At 67.0% G+C, this 18,965-nt stretch carries 19 protein-coding genes; 14 read left to right on the top strand and 5 right to left on the bottom strand.

Annotated features, from left to right (window positions below; genetic code table 11):
- Nucleotides 1–81: 81 nt before the first annotated feature.
- Entirely contained in the window at nt 82–564 is a 483-nt protein-coding gene (locus tag JLDANKMP_RS18410) for a YajQ family cyclic di-GMP-binding protein (protein WP_005411107.1), read from the bottom strand.
- Between the two features lie 126 nt (nt 565–690).
- On the opposite strand from JLDANKMP_RS18410, the gene JLDANKMP_RS18405 reads away from it, so the two are divergent.
- The 3 genes from JLDANKMP_RS18405 (at nt 691) to JLDANKMP_RS18395 (ending at nt 3,482) form a co-directional block, all read left to right on the top strand.
- On the top strand, nt 691–1,587 hold the full coding sequence (locus JLDANKMP_RS18405) for a DMT family transporter (protein ID WP_005411106.1): 897 nt from the start codon (nt 691–693) through the stop codon (nt 1,585–1,587).
- A gap of 201 nt (nt 1,588–1,788) precedes the next feature.
- On the top strand, nt 1,789–2,796 hold the full coding sequence (locus JLDANKMP_RS18400; protein ID WP_049461469.1) for a methionine ABC transporter ATP-binding protein: 1,008 nt from the start codon (nt 1,789–1,791) through the stop codon (nt 2,794–2,796).
- On the top strand, nt 2,793–3,482 hold the full coding sequence (locus tag JLDANKMP_RS18395) for a methionine ABC transporter permease (RefSeq protein ID WP_005411104.1): 690 nt from the start codon (nt 2,793–2,795) through the stop codon (nt 3,480–3,482). Before JLDANKMP_RS18400 ends, JLDANKMP_RS18395 begins: the two co-directional genes overlap by 4 nt.
- A gap of 70 nt (nt 3,483–3,552) precedes the next feature.
- On the opposite strand, the gene JLDANKMP_RS18390 is transcribed toward JLDANKMP_RS18395, so the two are convergent.
- Complete coding sequence (locus tag JLDANKMP_RS18390) at nt 3,553–4,155, bottom strand: lipocalin family protein (RefSeq protein ID WP_005411103.1); 603 nt, start codon at nt 4,153–4,155, stop codon at nt 3,553–3,555.
- Nucleotides 4,156–4,283: 128 nt separating this feature from the next.
- Here JLDANKMP_RS18390 and JLDANKMP_RS18385 point away from each other — a divergent pair, with 128 nt between their 5' ends.
- Both JLDANKMP_RS18385 and JLDANKMP_RS18380 read left to right on the top strand, forming a co-directional pair.
- A complete protein-coding gene (locus JLDANKMP_RS18385) occupies nt 4,284–4,610 on the top strand; it encodes a hypothetical protein (RefSeq protein WP_212561805.1) in 327 nt (108 codons plus the stop codon).
- A 69-nt stretch (nt 4,611–4,679) separates the two neighbouring features.
- On the top strand, nt 4,680–6,776 hold the full coding sequence (locus JLDANKMP_RS18380; protein ID WP_088611115.1) for a prolyl oligopeptidase family serine peptidase: 2,097 nt from the start codon (nt 4,680–4,682) through the stop codon (nt 6,774–6,776).
- Nucleotides 6,777–6,904: 128 nt separating this feature from the next.
- On the opposite strand, the gene JLDANKMP_RS18375 is transcribed toward JLDANKMP_RS18380, so the two are convergent.
- The gene (locus tag JLDANKMP_RS18375) at nt 6,905–8,098 is read right to left on the bottom strand and encodes a pyridoxal phosphate-dependent aminotransferase (RefSeq protein ID WP_171039730.1); all 1,194 of its coding nucleotides are present in this window, start codon (nt 8,096–8,098) and stop codon (nt 6,905–6,907) included.
- 220 nt (nt 8,099–8,318) lie between these two features.
- On the opposite strand from JLDANKMP_RS18375, the gene JLDANKMP_RS18370 reads away from it, so the two are divergent.
- From JLDANKMP_RS18370 to hslU, 8 genes are all read left to right on the top strand, one after another.
- Nucleotides 8,319–10,430 carry a S9 family peptidase gene (locus JLDANKMP_RS18370; RefSeq protein ID WP_212561804.1) on the top strand — a complete coding sequence of 704 codons (2,112 nt, stop codon included), beginning with the start codon at nt 8,319–8,321 and terminating at the stop codon, nt 10,428–10,430.
- A gap of 54 nt (nt 10,431–10,484) precedes the next feature.
- Entirely contained in the window at nt 10,485–10,910 is a 426-nt protein-coding gene (locus JLDANKMP_RS18365; RefSeq protein ID WP_005414523.1) for a YbaN family protein, read from the top strand.
- A gap of 82 nt (nt 10,911–10,992) precedes the next feature.
- Nucleotides 10,993–11,265: a lipoprotein gene (locus tag JLDANKMP_RS18360; protein WP_005411097.1), complete on the top strand. Its 273-nt coding sequence runs from the start codon at nt 10,993–10,995 to the stop codon at nt 11,263–11,265.
- Nucleotides 11,258–12,109, top strand: coding sequence for a diaminopimelate epimerase (dapF, locus tag JLDANKMP_RS18355; protein WP_033834522.1), 852 nt, complete (start codon nt 11,258–11,260; stop codon nt 12,107–12,109). The genes JLDANKMP_RS18360 and dapF overlap by 8 nt, the downstream gene beginning before the upstream one ends.
- The gene (locus JLDANKMP_RS18350) at nt 12,106–12,780 is read left to right on the top strand and encodes a DUF484 family protein (protein ID WP_012481301.1); all 675 of its coding nucleotides are present in this window, start codon (nt 12,106–12,108) and stop codon (nt 12,778–12,780) included. Before dapF ends, JLDANKMP_RS18350 begins: the two co-directional genes overlap by 4 nt.
- 13 nt (nt 12,781–12,793) lie before the next feature.
- On the top strand, nt 12,794–13,690 hold the full coding sequence (gene xerC, locus JLDANKMP_RS18345) for a tyrosine recombinase XerC (protein ID WP_005411094.1): 897 nt from the start codon (nt 12,794–12,796) through the stop codon (nt 13,688–13,690).
- 85 nt (nt 13,691–13,775) lie between these two features.
- Entirely contained in the window at nt 13,776–14,327 is a 552-nt protein-coding gene (hslV, locus tag JLDANKMP_RS18340; protein ID WP_005411093.1) for an ATP-dependent protease subunit HslV, read from the top strand.
- Nucleotides 14,328–14,430: 103 nt separating this feature from the next.
- On the top strand, nt 14,431–15,804 hold the full coding sequence (hslU, locus tag JLDANKMP_RS18335) for an ATP-dependent protease ATPase subunit HslU (RefSeq protein ID WP_005414521.1): 1,374 nt from the start codon (nt 14,431–14,433) through the stop codon (nt 15,802–15,804).
- Nucleotides 15,805–15,856: 52 nt separating this feature from the next.
- Here the strand turns inward: hslU and JLDANKMP_RS18330 are convergent, their stop codons facing one another.
- Together JLDANKMP_RS18330 and smeT are read right to left on the bottom strand one after the other, a co-directional pair.
- Nucleotides 15,857–16,849, bottom strand: a complete 993-nt coding sequence (locus JLDANKMP_RS18330; RefSeq protein WP_212561803.1) for a Gfo/Idh/MocA family oxidoreductase — start codon at nt 16,847–16,849, stop codon at nt 15,857–15,859.
- Between the two features lie 45 nt (nt 16,850–16,894).
- A complete protein-coding gene (gene smeT, locus JLDANKMP_RS18325; RefSeq protein WP_005411090.1) occupies nt 16,895–17,554 on the bottom strand; it encodes an efflux transporter SmeDEF transcriptional repressor SmeT in 660 nt (219 codons plus the stop codon).
- Nucleotides 17,555–17,780: 226 nt separating this feature from the next.
- Here smeT and smeD point away from each other — a divergent pair, with 226 nt between their 5' ends.
- On the top strand, nt 17,781–18,965 hold the full coding sequence (gene smeD / locus JLDANKMP_RS18320) for a multidrug efflux RND transporter periplasmic adaptor subunit SmeD (protein ID WP_005411089.1): 1,185 nt from the start codon (nt 17,781–17,783) through the stop codon (nt 18,963–18,965).

Here is an 18,965-nt window from a genome sequence, read left to right as displayed (position 1 = left end):
GGGCCGACATTGTAGGCGCGTCGCTGGCAACGCGCCGTCGTACCTGCGGCTGGCAGCACCGGGGGATTCCCGGCAGGTGGCTCAGTCGCGGAAATTGTTGAACTGCAGCGGCAGCTCGAACTTGCCGGCCTTGAGCACGGCGATGGCGTCCTGCAGGTCATCGCGCTTCTTGCCCTGCACGCGCAGCTTGTCGCCGTTGATCTGGCTTTCCACCTTCAGCTTGGCGTCCTTCAGGGCCGCCGCGATCTTCTTGGCGATCTTCTGCTCGATGCCCTGCTTGACGGTGATCTTCTGCCGGGCCTGGGCCAGGTTGGTCTCGATGTCGCCGAACTCCAGGCTGAGCACGTCGATGCCGCGCGCGGCCAGGCGAGCACGCAGGATGTCGTTCATCTGCTTGAGCTGGAATTCGGTCGGCGCGAACTGATTGATGACATCGCCGTCGCGCTCGAACTTTGCGTCCACGCCCTTGAAGTCGAAGCGGGTGGCCAGTTCGCGGTTGGCCTGGTCGATGGCGTTGGTCAGCTCGTGGGTGTCGACTTCGGACACGACGTCGAAGGAAGGCATGGGCGATGCTCCGCAGGTTTCAGTGGCGATCATTCTATCGTGCCGGCCCGCGTGCCCGCTTTCTGTGGAGCCCAGCCCATGCTCGGCGGCCGCCCTACAATCCGGTGCGGTCGGCGATAATGGGCCATGAACGTGCAACGCTCCCCTTCGCGTGCGGTGGCCTGGATGGTCGCTGCGGTCGCCTGTTTCTCGCTGATGGACGCTGGCATGAAGCAGCTGTCGGCCAGCTATCCCACCCTGGAAGTGACTTTCCTGCGTGGTGCGGCCTCGTTGCCGTTCGTGCTGGTGTGGGTGCTGGTCAGTGCCGGCCCACGTTCGCTGGTGCCGCGGCGCTGGGGCCTGCACCTGCTGCGCGGCGCGTTGGGCATGGCGATGATCGGCTGCTTCGTGTTCGCCCTGCGCGACCTGCCGCTGTCCACCGCCTACACCATCTACTTCGTTGCCCCGCTGCTGATCGCCGCGCTGTCGGTGCCGTTGCTGGGCGAGCGGGTCGGGCCGCGGCGCTGGGTCGCCATCGGCATTGGCCTGGTGGGCGTGCTGGTGGTGCTGCGGCCGGGCGTGGATGGCTTCATCTCGGTGCCCGGCCTGATGGTGCTGGCGGCGGCAACGGCCTATGCCGTGGCGGCGATCACGGTCAGCCTGCTGACCCGCACCGATACCTCGCAGTCGATGGTGGTCTGGTTCCTGGTGATCATGGCCATCGGCGCCGGCCTGCTCGCCATTCCCGGCTGGGTACCGCTGCAGCTGGCACACGCGCCTTTGATTGCCGGCATGGGCCTGGCCGGGGCGCTGGGCCAGATTGCCCTGACCAAGGCCTTCCAGCTGGGCGAGGCCTCGATGATCGCGCCGCTGGAGTACAGCGGCCTGGTCTGGGTGATCGGCTGGGATCTGGCCTTCTGGGGCCAGCTGCCGGACGGCTATACCTGGGTGGGCGCGGCGATCATCGTCGCCTCGGGGCTGTACCTGCTGCATCGCGAGCGGGTAAACCGGCAGGAACCGCCGAAGCCGCTGGATCATCCCTGAGCCCGGGGGTAGTGCCGGCCGCTGGCCGGCAACCCCTTGCGCCGGAGGGACCGCTGCAGGTGCCGGCCAGCGGCCGGCACTACCGGGGACAGTTTCTTAGAACCAAAAGGAATAACATTCTGGGCCATGGCGCGGGCGCGCGACCGCCTGCGCTGGTAGGCTGCACGCCCCCTTCCGTCACCCAGCCGGTGAGCCACGCCCGTGATCGAGTTCCAGCGCCTGCACAAATCCTATGCCGTTGCCGGCCGCGAAGTCAGCGCGCTGCAACCGTTGGACCTGACCATCGAGGCCGGTGAGGTGTTCGGCATCATCGGCCATTCCGGCGCCGGCAAGTCGACCCTGATCCGCATGATCAACCGCCTGGAAGAACCCAGTGGTGGCCGGCTGCTGATCGGCGGTGAGGATGTCACCGCGCTGGACGCGGACGGCCTGCGCGCGCTGCGCCGGCGCATCGGCATGATCTTCCAGCACTTCAACCTGCTGTCCTCGCGCACGGTGGCTGGCAATGTTGCCTTCCCGCTGGAACTGGCCGGCACGCCGAAGGCGGAGATCGACGCGCGCGTGGCCGAGCTGCTGCAGACCGTGGGCCTCGAAGCGCATGCGCAGAAGTATCCGGCGCAGCTGTCCGGTGGCCAGAAACAGCGCGTCGGCATCGCCCGCGCGCTGGCGACCCGTCCGCAGATCCTGCTGTGCGACGAGGCCACCAGTGCGCTCGACCCGCAGACCACCGCTTCGGTGCTGTCGCTGCTGTCGAAGATCAATCGCGAGCTGGGCCTGACCATCGTGCTGATCACCCACGAGATGGACGTGATCCGCCGTGTCTGCGACCGCGTTGCGGTGCTCGATGCCGGCCAGATGGTCGAAACCGGTCCGGTCACCCGGGTGTTCCTGCACCCGCAGCACCCGACCACGCGCCGTTTCGTCAGCGAATCGGAGCATGTGGACGAGGGCACGCTGCACCGCGATTTCGATGCCGTCGGTGGCCGCATCGTGCGCCTGACCTTCCTCGGTGGCGACACCTACGAACCCCTGCTCGGCCGCGTCGCGCGCGAGACCGGGGTCGACTACAACATCCTGTCCGGCCGCATCGACCGGATCAAGGACACCCCGTATGGCCAATTGGTGGTCGCCCTGGTGGGCGGCGACCAGTCCGCCGCGCAGGCCGCGTTCGTGGCCGCCGGCGTGCATGTTGAGGAGCTGCGTCGATGATCATCGCTACTGCCGGCGGATTCTTCCGCCACCTGGACGCGGGCAAGTGGGCCGACATCGGCCAGGCCACCATCGACACCCTGCTGATGCTGCTCGGTTCGCTGCCGCTGACCCTGGCCATCGGCCTGCCGCTGGGCGTGCTGCTGTACCTGTTCGGTGCACCGCAGATGAAGCGCCGTCCGTTCGCCTATGGCGTGCTGGCGCTGGTGGTGAACCTGCTGCGCTCGGTGCCTTTCATCATCCTGATGATCGTGCTGATCCCGGTCACCCTGTTCCTGATGGGGACGTCGCTGGGTGTACGCGGTGCGATCGTGCCGCTGGTCATCGGTGCCGCGCCGTTCTACGCGCGCCTGGTCGAGACCGCACTGCGCGAAGTGGACCGTGGGGTGATCGAAGCGACCCAGGCGATGGGAGCCACCACCTGGCAGCTGGTCACCCGCGTGCTGCTGCCGGAAGCGCGCCCGGGCCTGATCGCTGGCGCAACGGTCACCACCGTCGCGCTGATCGGCTTCACCGCGATGGGCGGTGCGATCGGTTCCGGTGGCCTTGGCGACCTGGCCTTCCGCGACGGCTACCAGCGCTCGCACACCGACGTGGCGCTGGTCACCGTGGTCCTGCTGCTGATCCTGGTGCAGCTGCTGCAGATGCTTGGCGACCGCCTGGTCGCGCATTACAGCCGCAGATAACAGAATGCCGGGCGGCGCCCGGCATCTCGTTCGGGTAGTGCCGGCCGCTGGCCGGCAATCCCACGTGCGGTCAACGCACGTTCGGTACTTCGTAACCCAGCTTCCCGACCTGCTCCGGGTGCTGCGGCACGCGCTTGAGCTTGTCGGTGTTCACCCCGTACTCGTCACGCAGGCGTTCGGCCAGCTCCTTGTACAGGGCTTTGTCCATGTCCGGCGTACGCGAGAAGATCCAGGCCATCTCGCGGCCCGGGTAACCGATCAGTGCCCACGAGTAATCCGGTGCCACTTCCAGCACCCGCGAATGGGTAGGCACGACGCGGTAGAACCAGGTGCGCCAGCCGTGGTTGCCGCTGTCCGGGTCGACGCTGGCGCGGGCACGCACTTCCTGCAGCGGTTCGCCGAAGCCATCACGGTAGCGGTAGGTGATGCCGACCTTGTGCTCGTCGCGCAGTTCGTAGTCGTTGACGCTGGCCACATGGCCACGTTCGATGAAGTTCGGCACGCGGCCGATCACGTACCAAGTGCCCATGAAGCGCTTCAGGTCGATCGGCGCATCCGGGTCGGTCGCGCGCGGGGTGCTGGCGCGGGGCGATGGCGGCTCACTGGCGGCCACGGCGGGGCCCGCCAGGGACAGGGCCAACAGCATGGCGCAGAGCGGGCGGATCGAAGTCATGCGGGAGCGGGCTCAGAAGGGCTTTGCCTGAGCATGGTCGACTGAGCGTGCGCGATCCGTCAATGGTGTCGCAACCTGTGAGAAGGGCCTTGCCCAAGCTGTGTTGCATTGTCCACCGGAGAAGCCCCATGAACGCACGTTCCGTCCGCCGCCCTGCAACTGAACGCGTCATCATTGAACGCGCCGATCCGCGCCTGCTGCGCAGCGTGCAGCAGGTGGCCCTGGCCGGCCTGGCGCTGGTACTGGTCTGGCCAGCCGCGCGCGGCAGCAACGCTTGGCTGGGCTGGCTGCCGATGTGGCTGGTGGGCATGCCGCTGGTGGCCTGGTGGGCGCTGCTGCGCTTCCCTGTGCCGCGCCTGTCGTGGCTGCGGCTGGCCCGTCGCACCGGTGGACAGGCACATCGTCGCACCGCCGGGACGCCCCGCCGTGGCCGCCGCGCTACGGCCACGGCCTGACCTTCGACACGGGGGCGGCTGCAGCGATCCATGCTAGCGTTCCACGGCTTATGACTGCCTGGAGCTGCAATGTCTCGACTCGCTTCCGCCTGCCTGCTGGCTGGCATGATGACCGCTGCCTCGGTGGGGACCGCCGTGGCTGCTGAAGACACCGATCGCTACGCCTGGCTGGAGGACGTCACCGGCGACAAGCCGCTGTCCTGGGTCAAGGAACAGAACGCCAAGTCCGAGGCGCGCCTGGCGCAGACCCCGGCCTTCAAGCAGATGGAGACCAGCATCCGCGAGGTGCTCGACTCCGATGCCAAGATTCCCGCCGTGCAGAAGATCGGCGATTACTACTACAACTTCTGGAAGGACCAGCAGCACGAGCGCGGCCTGTGGCGGCGTACCACCCTGGCCGAGTACCGCAAGGCCTCGCCGCAGTGGGAGACCGTGCTTGACCTCGATGCCCTGAACAAGGCCGAGGGCGAGAACTGGGTCTGGCACGGCGCCGACTGCCTGCGCCCGGATTACAGCCGCTGCCTGATCGCGCTGTCGCGCGGTGGTGCCGACGCCGACGTGACCCGCGAGTTCGACCTGGCCAACAAGACCTGGATCAAGGACGGCTTCTTCCGTCCGGAGTCGAAGGGCGGCCTGAACTGGATCGATCGCGACACCGTATTCGTCTACACCGACTTCGGTGCCGGCTCGATGACCACCTCCGGCTACCCGCGCGTGGCCAAGCTGTGGAAGCGTGGTACGCCGATGGCCTCCGCCAGCGTGGTGTATGAAGGCAAGCCGGAAGACATGTACATCGCGGCGATGCACGATGACACCCCGGGCTTCGAGCGCAACCTGGTCAGCCGCACGCTGGCGTTCTACAACAACGAGATCTACCTGCGTGGCGACGATGGCACGCTGACCAAGATCGATGCGCCGAACTCGGCCGAGAAGGGCCTGCACAAGCAGTGGCTGACCCTGGAGCTGCGTGATCCGTGGACCGTGGGTGGCAAGACCTATGCGTCCGGTTCGCTGCTGGCGACCAGGCTGGATGACTTCCTGGCCGGCAAGCGTGAGTTCGACGTGCTGTTCACCCCGACCGCGACCACCTCGCTGGCCAGCGCCACCTGGACCAAGAGCCACCTGGTGCTGAACGTGCTGGATGACGTCAAGAACCGCCTGTCGGTGCTGACCCCGGGCGCCAATGGCTGGCAGACCAGCCGCTTCGTCGGCGCGCCGGCCTTCGGCACGCTGGGCGTGGCTGCTGTCGACAGCAACGACAGCGACGCGGTGTGGCTGACCGCCACCGACTACCTGACCCCGACCACTCTGGCGCTGGCCGAGATCGGGCAGGCCCCGGAAACGCTGAAGACCATGCCGGCCTTCTTCGATGCCAAGGGCAAGGTGATCGAGCAGCACTTCGCCACCAGCAAGGACGGCACCCGCGTGCCGTACTTCGTGGTGCACGACAAGGCGATGAAGCTGGACGGTTCCAACCCGACCCTGCTGTACGGTTACGGTGGTTTCGAGATCTCGCTGACCCCGGGCTACTCCGGTGGCATGGGCCGCGCCTGGCTGGAGAAGGGCGGCGTGTACGTGGTTGCCAACATCCGTGGCGGCGGCGAATACGGCCCGCGCTGGCACCAGGCGGCGCTGAAGCAGAACCGCCACAAGGCCTATGAAGACATGGCCGCGGTGGCACGCGATCTGGTCAAGCGCAAGATCACCAGCGCCAGTCACCTGGGCGTGCAGGGCGGCAGCAACGGTGGCCTGCTGACCGGCAACATGCTGACCCAGTACCCGGAACTGTTCGGTGCGGTGGTGGTGCAGGTGCCGCTGCTGGACATGAAGCGCTACAGCCATCTGCTGGCCGGCGCCTCGTGGATGGCCGAGTACGGCAACCCGGATACCAGCGACTGGGCGTTCATCAAGACCTTCTCGCCGTACCACCTGTTCGACGCGAAGAAGAAGTACCCGCCGGTGCTGTTCACCACCTCCACCCGCGATGACCGCGTGCACCCGGGCCACGCCCGCAAGATGGCGGCGAAGATGATCGACGCCGGCAAGGACGTGACCTACTACGAGAACATCGAAGGTGGCCACGGCGGTGCAGCCAACAACGCGCAGGCCGCACACATGTCGGCGCTGGCCTACAGCTTCCTGTGGGAGCGGTTGGGCGGTAAGTAAGCAGACAGGCAGAACGGAAAACGCCGCCCCCGGGGCGGCGTTTTTCTTTATCCGGTAGTGTCGGCCGCTGGCCGGCAACCGCATCATTCACGCATTCCCGGGTTGCCGGCCAGCGGCCGGCACTACCGTCAACGTGATCCCTGCCAACGCTGCAACCCACGCGCGATCCGTGCCACCGCCTCCTGCAACCGCGGCACTTCCTGGGTATAGGCCAGGCGCACGTGCTGGTTGGCGCGATGGAAGCCGAAATCCAGCCCGGGCGTGAATGCCACGTGCTCGGTTTCCAGGAAGTGGGCGCAGAACGCCTGTGCGTCATCGGTGAATGCGCTGACATCGGCGTACAGGTAGAACGCACCCTGCGGCTCGACTTCGATGCGGAAGCCCAGCTCGCGCAGCGCGGGCAGCAGGAAGTCGCGGCGCTGGCGGAACGCTTCGCGACGCTGCTCGAAGATCGCCATCGACTCCGCGCTGAAGCAGGCGAGCGCGGCATGCTGGGCGATGCTCGACGCGCTGATGTACAGGTTCTGCGCGAGTTTCTCCAGGTCCGGCACGGCTGCTGGCGGTGCCACCAGCCAGCCCAGCCGCCAACCGGTCATGCCGAAGTATTTGGAAAAGCTGTTCAGCACGAATGCGCTGTCATCCACCTGCAGCACGCTGGGTGCATCCAGGCCATAGGTGAGGCCGTGGTAGATCTCGTCCACCACCAGGTGACCACCGCGCGCGTGCAGGGTCTTCGACAGGGCGGCCAGTTCGTCGGCGGAGAGCACGGTGCCGGTCGGGTTGGCCGGTGAGGCAACCAGCGCGCCGACGCTGTCGGCATTCCAATGCTGTTCCACCAGCGACGGTGTGAGCTGGTAGGCAGTGTCCGGGCCGACCGGCACCAGCTGTGCGCCGCCTTCAACGAGGCGCAGGAAGTGGCGGTTGCACGGATAACCCGGGTCGGCCAGCAGCCAGTGGCGGCCGGGATCGACCAGCAGGCTGCTGGCCAGCAGCAGCGCACCGGAGCCGCCGGGGGTGACCAGGATGCGTTCGGGGTCGATGTCCAGCCCGTAGTGGCTGCGGTAGAAGCCGCTGATCGCCTGGCGCAGGGCGGGCAGGCCACGTGCGGCGGTGTAGCGGGTATGGCCGGCGGCCAATGCGGCCTGGCCGGCACGCACGATCGGTTCGGCGGTGGTGAAGTCCGGTTCGCCGATTTCCAGGTGGATCACGTCGTGGCCGGCCTGTTCCAGCGCCTGCGCGCGGGCCAGCAGGGACATCACGTGGAACGGAGCGATTTCATGGCTGCGCCGGCTGTAGCCCGGCGTATGGGGCAGGGTACTCATGCAGCCCATGGTACGCCGCGCACCGGGGTCACGCGCTCTGGCAGTGCCGACCGCTGGCCGGCAACCGACCCACCCGCAGGCCGTGAGGGTGCCGGCCAGCGGCCGGCACTACCGGCAGGCATGGCCACCATGACGTTCCGCAGGGTTGCCCACCGTCCTTCCGCAACCCAGACTCGGGCGCAAGGACGCCATTGCATTGCCCCTCAAGGAGCCCTATCTCATGAAATCCACCCTCTGCCTGTTGCTTGCCAGCCTGATGACCACCACTGCCACCGCCGCCACTCCGCCCGTTCCGCCGGATGCCGCCAAGCATCCGCATGTGGTCAAGGCGCCGTTCGGCGCGACCCGCAACGATGACTATTACTGGCTGCGCGACGACAAGCGCGGGAACAAGGACATGCTGGCCTACCTGCAGGCCGAGAATGCCTATGCCGACCAGCTGCTGGCGCCGCTGAAGCCGCTGGAAGACACCCTTTACAAGGAGATCGTCGGCCGCATCAAGCAGGACGATTCCAGCGTGCCGACGCGCGAGCGTGGCTACTGGTACTACAGCCGCTTCGAGACCGGCCAGGACTACCCGATCCACGCACGCCGCAAGGGCAGCATGGAGGCCGCCGAGGAAATCCTGCTGGACGTCAACGCGATGGCTGCCGGCAAGGGCTATTTCAGCGTCGGCTCGATGGAAGTCAGCCAGGACAACCAGCTGCTGGCCTGGGCCGATGATGATGTCGGCCGCCGCCAGTACACCATCCGCTTCAAGGACCTGGCCACCGGCAAGGTGCTGCCCGATGTGATCACCGGCAGCTCGGGCGACCTGGTCTGGGCCGACGACAACCGCACCGTGCTGTACGTCGAGAACGATCCGGAAACGTTGCTGACCGTGCGCGTGAAGAAGCACGTGCTGGGCACCGCGGCCAGCGCCGACACCATCGTCTACGAAGAGAAGGACGACAGCTTCTACATGGGCATCGGCCGCACCCGCGACGATCGCTTCATCACCATCGGCGTGCACAGCACCGTGTCCTCGGAAGAGCGTTACGCGCCGGCCAGCGACCCGACCCACTTCACCGTGCTGGCGCCGCGCCAGCGCGATGTCGAGTACGACGCCGACCACTACGATGGCCGCTGGGTGATCCGCACCAACGACGGTGCGAAGAATTTCAAGCTGGTCACCGCACCGACCGATGCGACCTCGCGTGCGCAGTGGAAGGACTGGATCGCGCACGACGATGCGGTGTTCATCGAAGGCTTCGAACTGTTCGATGGCTACACCGCCATCGCCGAACGCTCCGAGGGCCTGGAACGCATCCGTCTGCTGTTCAAGGATGGCCGCAGCGACTACGTGAAGGCCGACGAGCCGGCGTACTCGATGGGCCTGGGCGACAACACCGAGGCCGATACGCCCTGGTTGCGCTACGTCTACACCTCGATGACCACCCCCACCACCGTGTTCGAACTGAACACCGCCACCGGTGAGCGCCGCCAGCTGAAGGTGCAGCCGGTGATCGGCTATGACGCGTCGAAGTACGAAACCGACCGCGTCTGGATCACCGCGCGCGATGGCGTGAAGGTGCCGGTGTCGCTGGTCTACCGCAAGGGCTACCAGAAGGATGGCAAGGGCGCGTTGTTCCAGTACGCCTATGGCAGCTACGGCATGTCGATGGACCCGTACTTCAACCAGACCGCGGTGAGCCTGCTCGACCGTGGCGTGGTGTATGCCATCGCCCACATCCGCGGTGGCCAGGAAATGGGCCGCGACTGGTACGAGAACGGCAAGCTGCTGCACAAGCAGAACACCTTCAACGACTTCATCGACGTCACCCGTGGCCTGGTGGCGCAGGGCTGGGCGGCGAAGGATCGCGTGGCGGCATCCGGCGGCAGTGCCGGTGGCCTGCTGATGGGCGCGGTGGCCAACCAGGCGCCGCAGGACTACCGCGTGATGGTGGCCCAGGTGCCGTTCGTCGATGTGGTGACCACCATGCTCGACCCGACCATTCCGTTGACTACCAACGAGTACGACGAGTGGGGCAACCCGGAGCAGAAGCAGTTCTACGACTACATGCTGTCCTACTCGCCCTACGACAACGTCAGCAAGCAGGCCTATCCGGCGCTGTTCGTGGGCACCGGCCTGTGGGATTCGCAGGTGCAGTACTGGGAACCGGCCAAGTGGGTGGCCAAGCTGCGTGACGACAACACCGGCCATTACCCGATCCTGTTCCGCACCAACATGGAAGCCGGCCACGGCGGCAAGTCGGGGCGCTTCCAGCGTTACCGCGAGCTGTCCGAGTCGTATGCATTCGTGCTGCAGCAGCTGGGCATCGCCCAGCCGTGATCGCGACAGGGTGCCGGGCACTGCCTGGCACCCTGAACCGGTATCCTTGCGGCTATGAGCGCGCCAGATCCTTCCGTCCCTCGCGATGCCACCACGCCTCCGCGCGTGGTGCGTTTCCGCTGGGCGTGGTGGCTGCTGGCCTATGTCAGCCTCGGCACCGGCATCGTCGGCATCTTCGTGCCGGGCCTGCCGACCACCGTATTCATCCTGATTTCGGCCTGGGCCGCCTCGCGTGGCTCCGAGCGCCTGCACAACTGGCTGCTGCAGCATCCACGCTTCGGCCCGGCCATCGCCAACTGGCAGGCACACGGGGCGGTCAGCCGCTACGGCAAGTGGATGGCCACGATCACCATGGCGGTATGCGCCGGCATTATGCTCTGGTGCGTGCCGATTGCCTGGGTGAAGTGGTTCTCGATCGGCAGCATGACCGTGGTGGCGATCTGGCTGTGGACCCGGCCGTTGCCACCCCCCGCGGATTGAGCACCTGCGGTAGTGCCGGCCGCTGGCCGGCAACCCGATCCCCTGCACCAACCGCTCAGCCGCCAATGGCTATACTCGGGGCATGAAGATCCCCCATCGAAACGCCATTCTGATTCCGCTGGCAGCGGCTTCGCTGCTGTTCCTCGCCGCCTGCGGCAACAAGGGCCCGCTGGTACTGCCGCAGAAGCCGGTGCCGGTGGAAGAAACCGTCGAACCTGTTGCCGAGCCCGCTACCGAAGCGACCCCGGCGCAGACCGAAGGCAGCGGCACCCCGGCCACGACCGTGGAGCCGGCTGCACCGACCACGCAACCGGCGCCTGCGCCTGCGAAGAAGGTGGGCGGCGGGAATGAGTAAGGCCGGTTCCAAGGCCCTGCGCTTCAGCAAGATGCATGGCGCGGGCAATGATTTCGTAGTGATCGACCTGCGTGACGGCACCGCGCCGCCCACGCCTGAACTGGCCGCGCAGCTGGCCGACCGCCACACCGGCGTCGGCTGCGATCAGATCCTGACCATCGAAGCGCCGCGCGCGGAAGGCTCGGTGGCGTCGTACCGCATCTGGAATGCCGACGGCTCCAATTCCGAACAGTGCGGCAATGGCGCGCGCTGCATCGCCGCCTGGCTGGTGCGCGAAGGCAGTGCGCAGGGCGACCGCTTCGTCATCGACAGCCCGTTGGCCAGCCACGAGGTGGAAGTGCTGGGCGATGGCCAGTTCGCGGTGACCATGGGCGTGCCGGCGTTCGAGCCGGCCAACGTGCCGCTGGTGGGTTTCGCCCACGCGCGCGAGGAATACCTGCTGCCGCTGCAGGGCGAAAGCGTGCGTTTCGCTGCGGTGTCGATGGGCAACCCGCATGCGGTGATCGAAGTGGGTCTGATCGATGCTGCACCGGTCGAGCGCGTCGGTGCGCTGCTGCAGCAGCATGCCTCGTTCCCGCGCTCGGTGAACGTGGGCTTCGCCCAGGTGATGGGCCCGGCGCATGCACGCCTGCGTGTGAATGAACGTGGCGTCGGCGAAACCCTGGCCTGCGGCAGTGGCGCCTGCGCCGCTGCGGTGACCCTGATGCAGCGCGGCCGCCTGCAGCGTGATGCACGCATCAGCCTGCCCGGCGGTGACCTGCGCATCCAGTGGCCGGGCGATGGCCAGCCTGTGGTGATGGCCGGCCCGACCGCATTCGTCTTCGAAGGGGAGTGGATGGCATGACCGAAACCGTCGACAAGCTCGGGGCCCACGAAGTCGCTGCCTGGTTGCGGCGACATCCCGGCTTCCTCAAGCAGTTCCCGGACCTGGCCCTGACCCTGGTGGTGCCGCGTGACGACGGCCCGACCGCGTCGCTGGCCAGCTACCAGCTGGAAGTGCTGCGCGAGAAGAACCGCGAGCTGGCACGACGGTTGGCCGACCTGGGCGCGACTGCCCAGGTCAACGAACGCCTGGCGGTGCGCACGCACCAGCTGACCCTGGCGTTGATGAAGCAGGACAACGCCGCCGACACCCTGCGTGCGATGGCGGCCTCGCTGCAGGAAGATTTCGCCGGCGACCTGGTGCGATTGGTGGTGCACACGCCGGTGGCCGGGCTGGAACAGGCCGACTGGTTGCAGGTGATCGCCGCCGATGATCCGCAGCTCGGCCCGTTCCGCGACTGCCTGAAGGACGGCGAGCCGATCTGCGGCCGCCTGCAGCCGGAAAAGAATGCCGTGCTGTATGGCGTGCGCAGCGAGGAAGTGCAGACCACCGCGCTGCTGCCGTTGCCGGGCGTGGGCCTGATTGCGGTGGGCAGCCACGATCCGAACCGTTTCTATCCGGGCATGGGCACGCTGTTCCTGCGCATGATGGGCGATGCCCTGGTCACCGGCCTGAAGCGCTTCCCGGGCTGAGCAGGACACGACGATGAGCGCGGTACAGGCCTTCCTGCAGCATCTGCAGGTGGAGCGGCGGATGTCGGCGCATACGCTCGATGCCTACCGCCGTGACCTGGACGCGCTGTCGGTCTGGGCCGAGCCGCGCGGTGTTGCGGTGGAGGCACTCGATGCCGACGCGCTGCGCCAGTTCGTCGCCGATGAGCACCGCCGTGGCCTGTCGGCCAAGAGCCTGCAGCGCCGCTTGTCCGCCTGCCGCAGCTTCTATGCCTGGCTGCTCAAGCACGGCCGCATCGAGGTCAGTCCTGCAGCAACGCTGAAGGCGCCGCGCGCGCCGCGCCGGTTGCCACAGGTCCTTGACGCCGATGAGGCCGTGCAGCTGGTCGAGCTGGAGCCGGAAGGTGAACTCGGCCGCCGTGACCGCGCGCTGCTGGAACTTTTTTATTCTTCCGGCCTGCGCCTGAGCGAAGTCTGCGCGCTGACCTGGCGCGATCTGGATTTCGACAGCGGGCTGGTCAACGTGCTGGGCAAGGGCAATCGGCAGCGCCGCGTGCCGTTCGGCCGGCCGGCGCGCGAAGCGCTGCAGGCGTGGCGCGCCGAAAGTGGCGGTGGTCCGGCCTCGCCGGTATTTCCCGGCCGCAACGGACCGATCAGCCAACGCGCGGTGCAGATCCGCATCCGCCAGCTGGCGCAGCGCCAGGGCCTGTTCAAGCACGTGCACCCGCACATGCTGCGGCACAGTTTCGCCAGCCATATCCTGGAATCATCCGGTGATCTGCGCGGCGTGCAGGAGCTGCTGGGCCATGCCGACATCGCCACCACCCAGATCTACACCCATCTGGATTTCCAGCACCTGGCCAAGGTCTACGACGCGGCGCATCCGCGCGCGAAGCGTCGAAGCAGCAGCGAGGGCAGCGGAGAAAGCTGAACGTTGCCCGTGCGGCAGCCGGTCGCGGGTGGCTTGAAGGGCGCAGGGCAGTCCCCACTTCTGGTTCTGTCACCCCGGAGGCATCATGGACCCCAGTCAGAACCCCAACGTTTTCCACGCCACCACCATCGTCTGCGTCCGTCGCGGCGAGCACGTGGCCATTGCCGGCGACGGCCAGGTCACGCTGGGCCACACCGTGATGAAGGGCAATGCGCGCAAGGTGCGCCGCCTCGGTCGTGATGGCCAGGTGCTGGCCGGCTTTGCCGGTGCCGCCGCCGATGCCTTCACCCTGTTCGAGCTGTTCGAGGCCAAGCTGGAAAAGCACGGCCAGTTGCAGCGTGCTGCGGTCGAACTGGCCAAGGATTGGCGCACCGAGCGCCGCCTCGGAAAGCTTGAAGCCCTGTTGGCCGTCGCCGACAAGGAAACCTCGCTGATCATCAGCGGCACCGGCGATGTGATCGAACCGGAGGACGGCATCATCGCCATCGGCTCGGGTGGTTCCTATGCGCTGTCGGCTGCACGCGCGTTGATGGCACACACCGAACTGGATGCGCGCACCATCGCCAGCGAAGCGATCGGCATTGCCGGCGATATCTGCATCTACACCAACCGCAACGTGGTGGTCGAGGAACTCTGAGGGGCGCGCCGGCTGCTGGCCGGCAACCTCATGATCCCCCACACGCGTGCCTGGTTGCCGGCCAGCGGCCGGCGCGACCGACAACGAATTCGTGAGCACATCCATGTCGAAGATCGAAGTTTCCTCCGCCACCATGACCCCGCGCGAGATCGTGCAGGAACTGGACCGGCATATCGTGGGCCAGCACGACGCCAAGCGCGCCGTGGCCATCGCCCTGCGCAACCGCTGGCGCCGCATGCAGCTGGTGCCTGAGCTGCGCAATGAAGTGATGCCGAAGAACATCCTGATGATCGGCCCGACCGGCGTCGGCAAGACCGAGATCGCGCGTCGCCTGGCCACGCTGGCCAACGCGCCGTTCGTGAAGGTCGAAGCCACGCGCTTCACCGAAGTCGGATACGTCGGCAAGGACGTCGAGCAGATCATCCGCGACCTCGCCGATACCGCAGTGAAGCTGTACCGCGAACAGGCCAAGGTGCGCGTGCGTACCCAGGCCGAAGAGCGTGCCGAAGACCGCATCCTCGATGCGCTGCTGCCGCGCCGCAGCGGTGGCATCGGTTTCGATCCGGAAGTCGCCCGCAACGAACCGTCGGCGCAGGACAACGAGACCCGCATCAAGTTCCGCAAGATGCTGCGCAACGGTGAGCTGGACGAGCGCGAGATCGAACTCGACCTGGCCGCCAATGTCAGCATGGACATCATGACCCCGCCGGGCATGGAGGAAATGGGCCAGCAGCTGAAGTCGATGTTCGCCAACCTTGGCGGCGGCGCGAAGGCGCACAAGCGCACGCTGACCATCAAGGCCGCGCGACCGCTGCTGATCGAGGAAGAGGCCGGCAAGCTGGTCAACGAGGACGATATCCGTACTGCGGCGATCGAGGCCTGCGAGCAGCACGGCATCGTCTTCATCGACGAGATCGACAAGGTCGCCAAGCGTGGCGATAACGTGGGCGGCGGCGATGTCTCCCGCGAAGGCGTGCAGCGCGACCTGCTGCCGCTGGTGGAAGGCTCCAACGTGTCCACCAAGTACGGCACGATCAAGACCGACCACATCCTGTTCATTGCATCCGGTGCGTTCCACCTGGCCAAGCCCAGCGATCTGATTCCGGAGCTGCAGGGTCGCTTCCCGATCCGCGTTGAACTGGGTGCGCTGAGCAAGGGTGATTTCGTGCGCATCCTGACCGAGCCGAAGGCCGCGCTGACCAAGCAGTACGAGGCGCTGCTGGCTACCGAGGGCGTCAAGGTCAGCTTCACCGCCGACGCCATCGAGCGCCTGGCCGAAATCGCCTTCCAGGTGAACGAGCGCCAGGAGAACATCGGGGCCCGTCGCCTGCATACGGTGCTGGAGCGCCTGCTGGATTCGCTCAGCTACGAGGCACCGGATCGCGATGGCGAAAGCCTGGCGATCGACAGCGCCTACGTCGACAAGCACCTGGGTGAGCTGGTGCAGGACCCGGACCTGAGCCGCTACATCCTGTAATGCCGACGCTGCAAAGCATGAGGCCGCCGAAAGGCGGCCTTTTTGTTGGCGGTCAGTGCGGGTGTAGGGCGCGGTAGGCCTGCAGCACCTGGTCGATCACCGCACTGGTGCGTGCGGCGCTGATGCCGGTCGAGGGCGAACGGCCGTTGCCGCGCAGCTCGTCCACGAGGGAGGCGATCAATGGCTGCTGGACCGATGGCGGGTTCGGGATGTCGAATGCCTGCATGCCCGCTTCGGTCTCCAGAACCACCGGAACGTCCTCGAACGTGGCAAAGCGCAGCTGCCCGTGGTCGCCGGTGATCTCGATCTCATCCTGGCGGCGGAAGGCGCAGAAACTCCATTGCGCGATGCCGTGCGCCCCCGCCCCGGTGCGGAAGCACATCGAGACGCTGTCTTCGGCGGGGTAGGCGCCAGTCAACGAACTGGCCAGGCCACGCACTTCGCTCAGTGGCCCCAGCAGATGGTCGAGCAGGTCCAGGGTATGCGAGCCCAGATCGACGAACAGGCCGCCGCCGGCGATCGCTGGGTTGGTCCGCCAGAAGTCCGGCGATGCGGCGTTCGCCGAATGCGACCGATGCAGGGTGGCGCGCACGCTGCGCGGTGTGCCGATCGCGCCGCTGTCCAGCAGCTGCTTCACCTGCGCGAAGCGGGGCAGGGCGCGGCGGTAATAGGCCACGAACACCGGCACGCCGCAGCGCGCGCTGGCCTCCAGCACGCGTTCGCATTCCGCGTGATCCATGGCCATCGGCTTTTCGATGTAGACCGGCTTGCCCGCGGCTATCGCCTGCAGCGCGTACTGCATGTGCGTCGAGGGCGGCGTTGCGACGTAGACCGCGTTCACTTCCGGATCGGCGATGAGCGCATCGGCGTCCGCGTACCAGCGGGGAATGGCATGGCGCCGCGCGTAATCCTCGGCCAACGCCGCATTGCGGCGCATGACCGCTGCCACCCGTGAGCCGGGTGTGCTGGCCAGGGCGGGGCCGCTCTTCTTCTCGGTGACGCTGCCGCAGCCGATGAAGCCCCACACCACGTTGTCCAGGATCACGGGGCTGTCCTCAGATGGGCGCGGCGGTGGCGGCAGCAGCGCCACTCACGCTTCGGGCAGCGGCTCGGGCACAGTGCCCGGCACGAACACGCCGTCCTTCACATAGGCGGCCAGGGTCATGTCCAGTGCGAGCATGCCGTCGCGCTTGAGGTCCATCAGGTCCGGTTCGACCATCGCCCCGTGCAGCACGCCCAGCACGGTGGCATGCAGCATGCGCGCGGCGATCTTGGGGTCGGCGCCTTCGCGCAGCTGGCCCAGATCGCGGGCGCGGCGCAGGGCACGCTCCATCCGGTCCAGCGCATCGCGGAATCCGGCCTGCTGCATTTCGGTCAGCACCCTGGTGTCGGCCGAGGCATCGCTGCGCAGCATGATCTCCATGGTCTTGCGCAGGCGCTCGTCTTCGGACAGCTCGATGAAGGAGTGGATCATCACCGCGCGCAGGTCGTGCACGGGGGTGTCGCGCTGGTCGGTCGAGGTGCGCTCCAGTTCCTGCATGAAGGGCAGGTGCACCCGTTCGACGATCGCGGCCAGCACCTCGCTCTTGTTCTTGAAGTGCCAGTAGACCGCGCCACGGGTATAGCCGGCGCGGGCGCCGATCATCTCCAGCGTGGTACGGGCCACGCCGTGTTCATGGAAGCAGGCTTCGGCGGCGTCAAGGATGCCTTCCCGGGTTGCCTGGGTGTCCTCTTTGGTCTTGCGGGCCATGGGTAGGTACGAGTGCGGGTGAAACGTGGCTGAATTGTACCGGTTTACAAACAAACAAGCATGTATGTATATTTCGCTCCCATCATTCCCGTCGTGTGCGTGGCAGGCCGGTCCGGCTCCCGCTCCACCCGGGTGGGCGCTGTTCTCACGGTCTTCACCTTTACCGGTCGAAGGGTCCGCCGTATCAGCGCCGGCTGAGATCCTTTCCTTCAAGAGCCTTTCCGTCATGTTGCTGAGCCGAATCCGACCCTTTGCACTGTCGCTGGCCATCGCCGCAGCCGTGGCTGCCTGCGGCGGCCAACCCCAGGCCCCCGAGCAGGGCCCGGGTGACGTCACCGTGGTCACGCTGAAGTCCGAGACCGTGGGCCTGACCCGCGAACTGCCGGGCCGTACCAACGCCTTCCTGGTGGCCGAAGTGCGCCCGCAGGTCAACGGCATCGTTGCCAAGCGCCTGTTCACCGAAGGCGGCATGGTCAAGGCCGGCGAGCCGCTCTACCAGATCGAGGACGCCAGCTACCGCGCCCAGGCCAACAGCGCCCGCGCCCAGCTGGCCCGCGCCGAAGCCACGGCCAACGCCGCGCGCCTGAGCGCCAAGCGCATCACCGAGCTGGCCAAGGTCGACGCGGTCAGCCAGCAGGACCTGGAAAACGCCGTGGCCGCGCAGAAGCAGGCCGAGGCCGATGTCGGTGCCGCCAGGGCCTCGCTGGACGCGGCCAACGTCACCCTCGGCTATGCCCGCATCACCGCGCCGATCAGCGGCCGCATCGGCAAGTCCAGCGTTACCCAGGGTGCGCTGGTCAGCGCCGGCCAGGCCAATGCACTGGCCACCGTGCAGCAGCTGGACCCGATCTACGTCGACCTGACCCAGTCCTCGGCCGAGCTGCTGCAGCTGCGCCGCGAACTGGCTGCCGGCCGCCTGCAGGACAACCAGACGCTGCCGGTCAGCATCCTGATGGAAGACGGCAGCACCTTCGAGCACAAGGGCACGCTGGAGTTCTCTGAAGTGAGCGTCGATCCAGCCACCGGCAGCTTCGGCCTGCGCGTGAAGGTGGACAACCCGGACGGCCTGCTGATGCCGGGCACCTACGTGCGCGCGGTGATCGGCGGCGGCGTGCGCAGCGATGCGGTGCTGGTACCGATGCAGGGCATCGCCCGCGATCCGAAGGGCGACACCACCGCGATGGTGGTCGGCAAGGACAACAAGGTCGAAGTGCGCCCGGTCAAGGTCAGCCGCACGGTTGGCGACAAGTGGCTGGTCGAGGACGGTCTGAAGGCCGGCGACAAGGTCATTGTCGAAGGCCTACAGAAGATCGGCCCCGGCATGCCGGTCAAGGCCACCGAGAAGGGCGCTGCTCCGGCCAAGCCGGCAGCGGCCGCCCAGCCTGCCGCCCCGGCCGGCGACGCGAAGTAA

The sequence above is a fragment of the Stenotrophomonas sp. PE591 genome, assembly GCF_018320795.1.
Lineage (GTDB): Bacteria > Pseudomonadota > Gammaproteobacteria > Xanthomonadales > Xanthomonadaceae > Stenotrophomonas > Stenotrophomonas maltophilia.
Note: the sequence above shows the minus strand (reverse complement) of the source record. Positions and strands in the feature narration are given on the sequence as shown.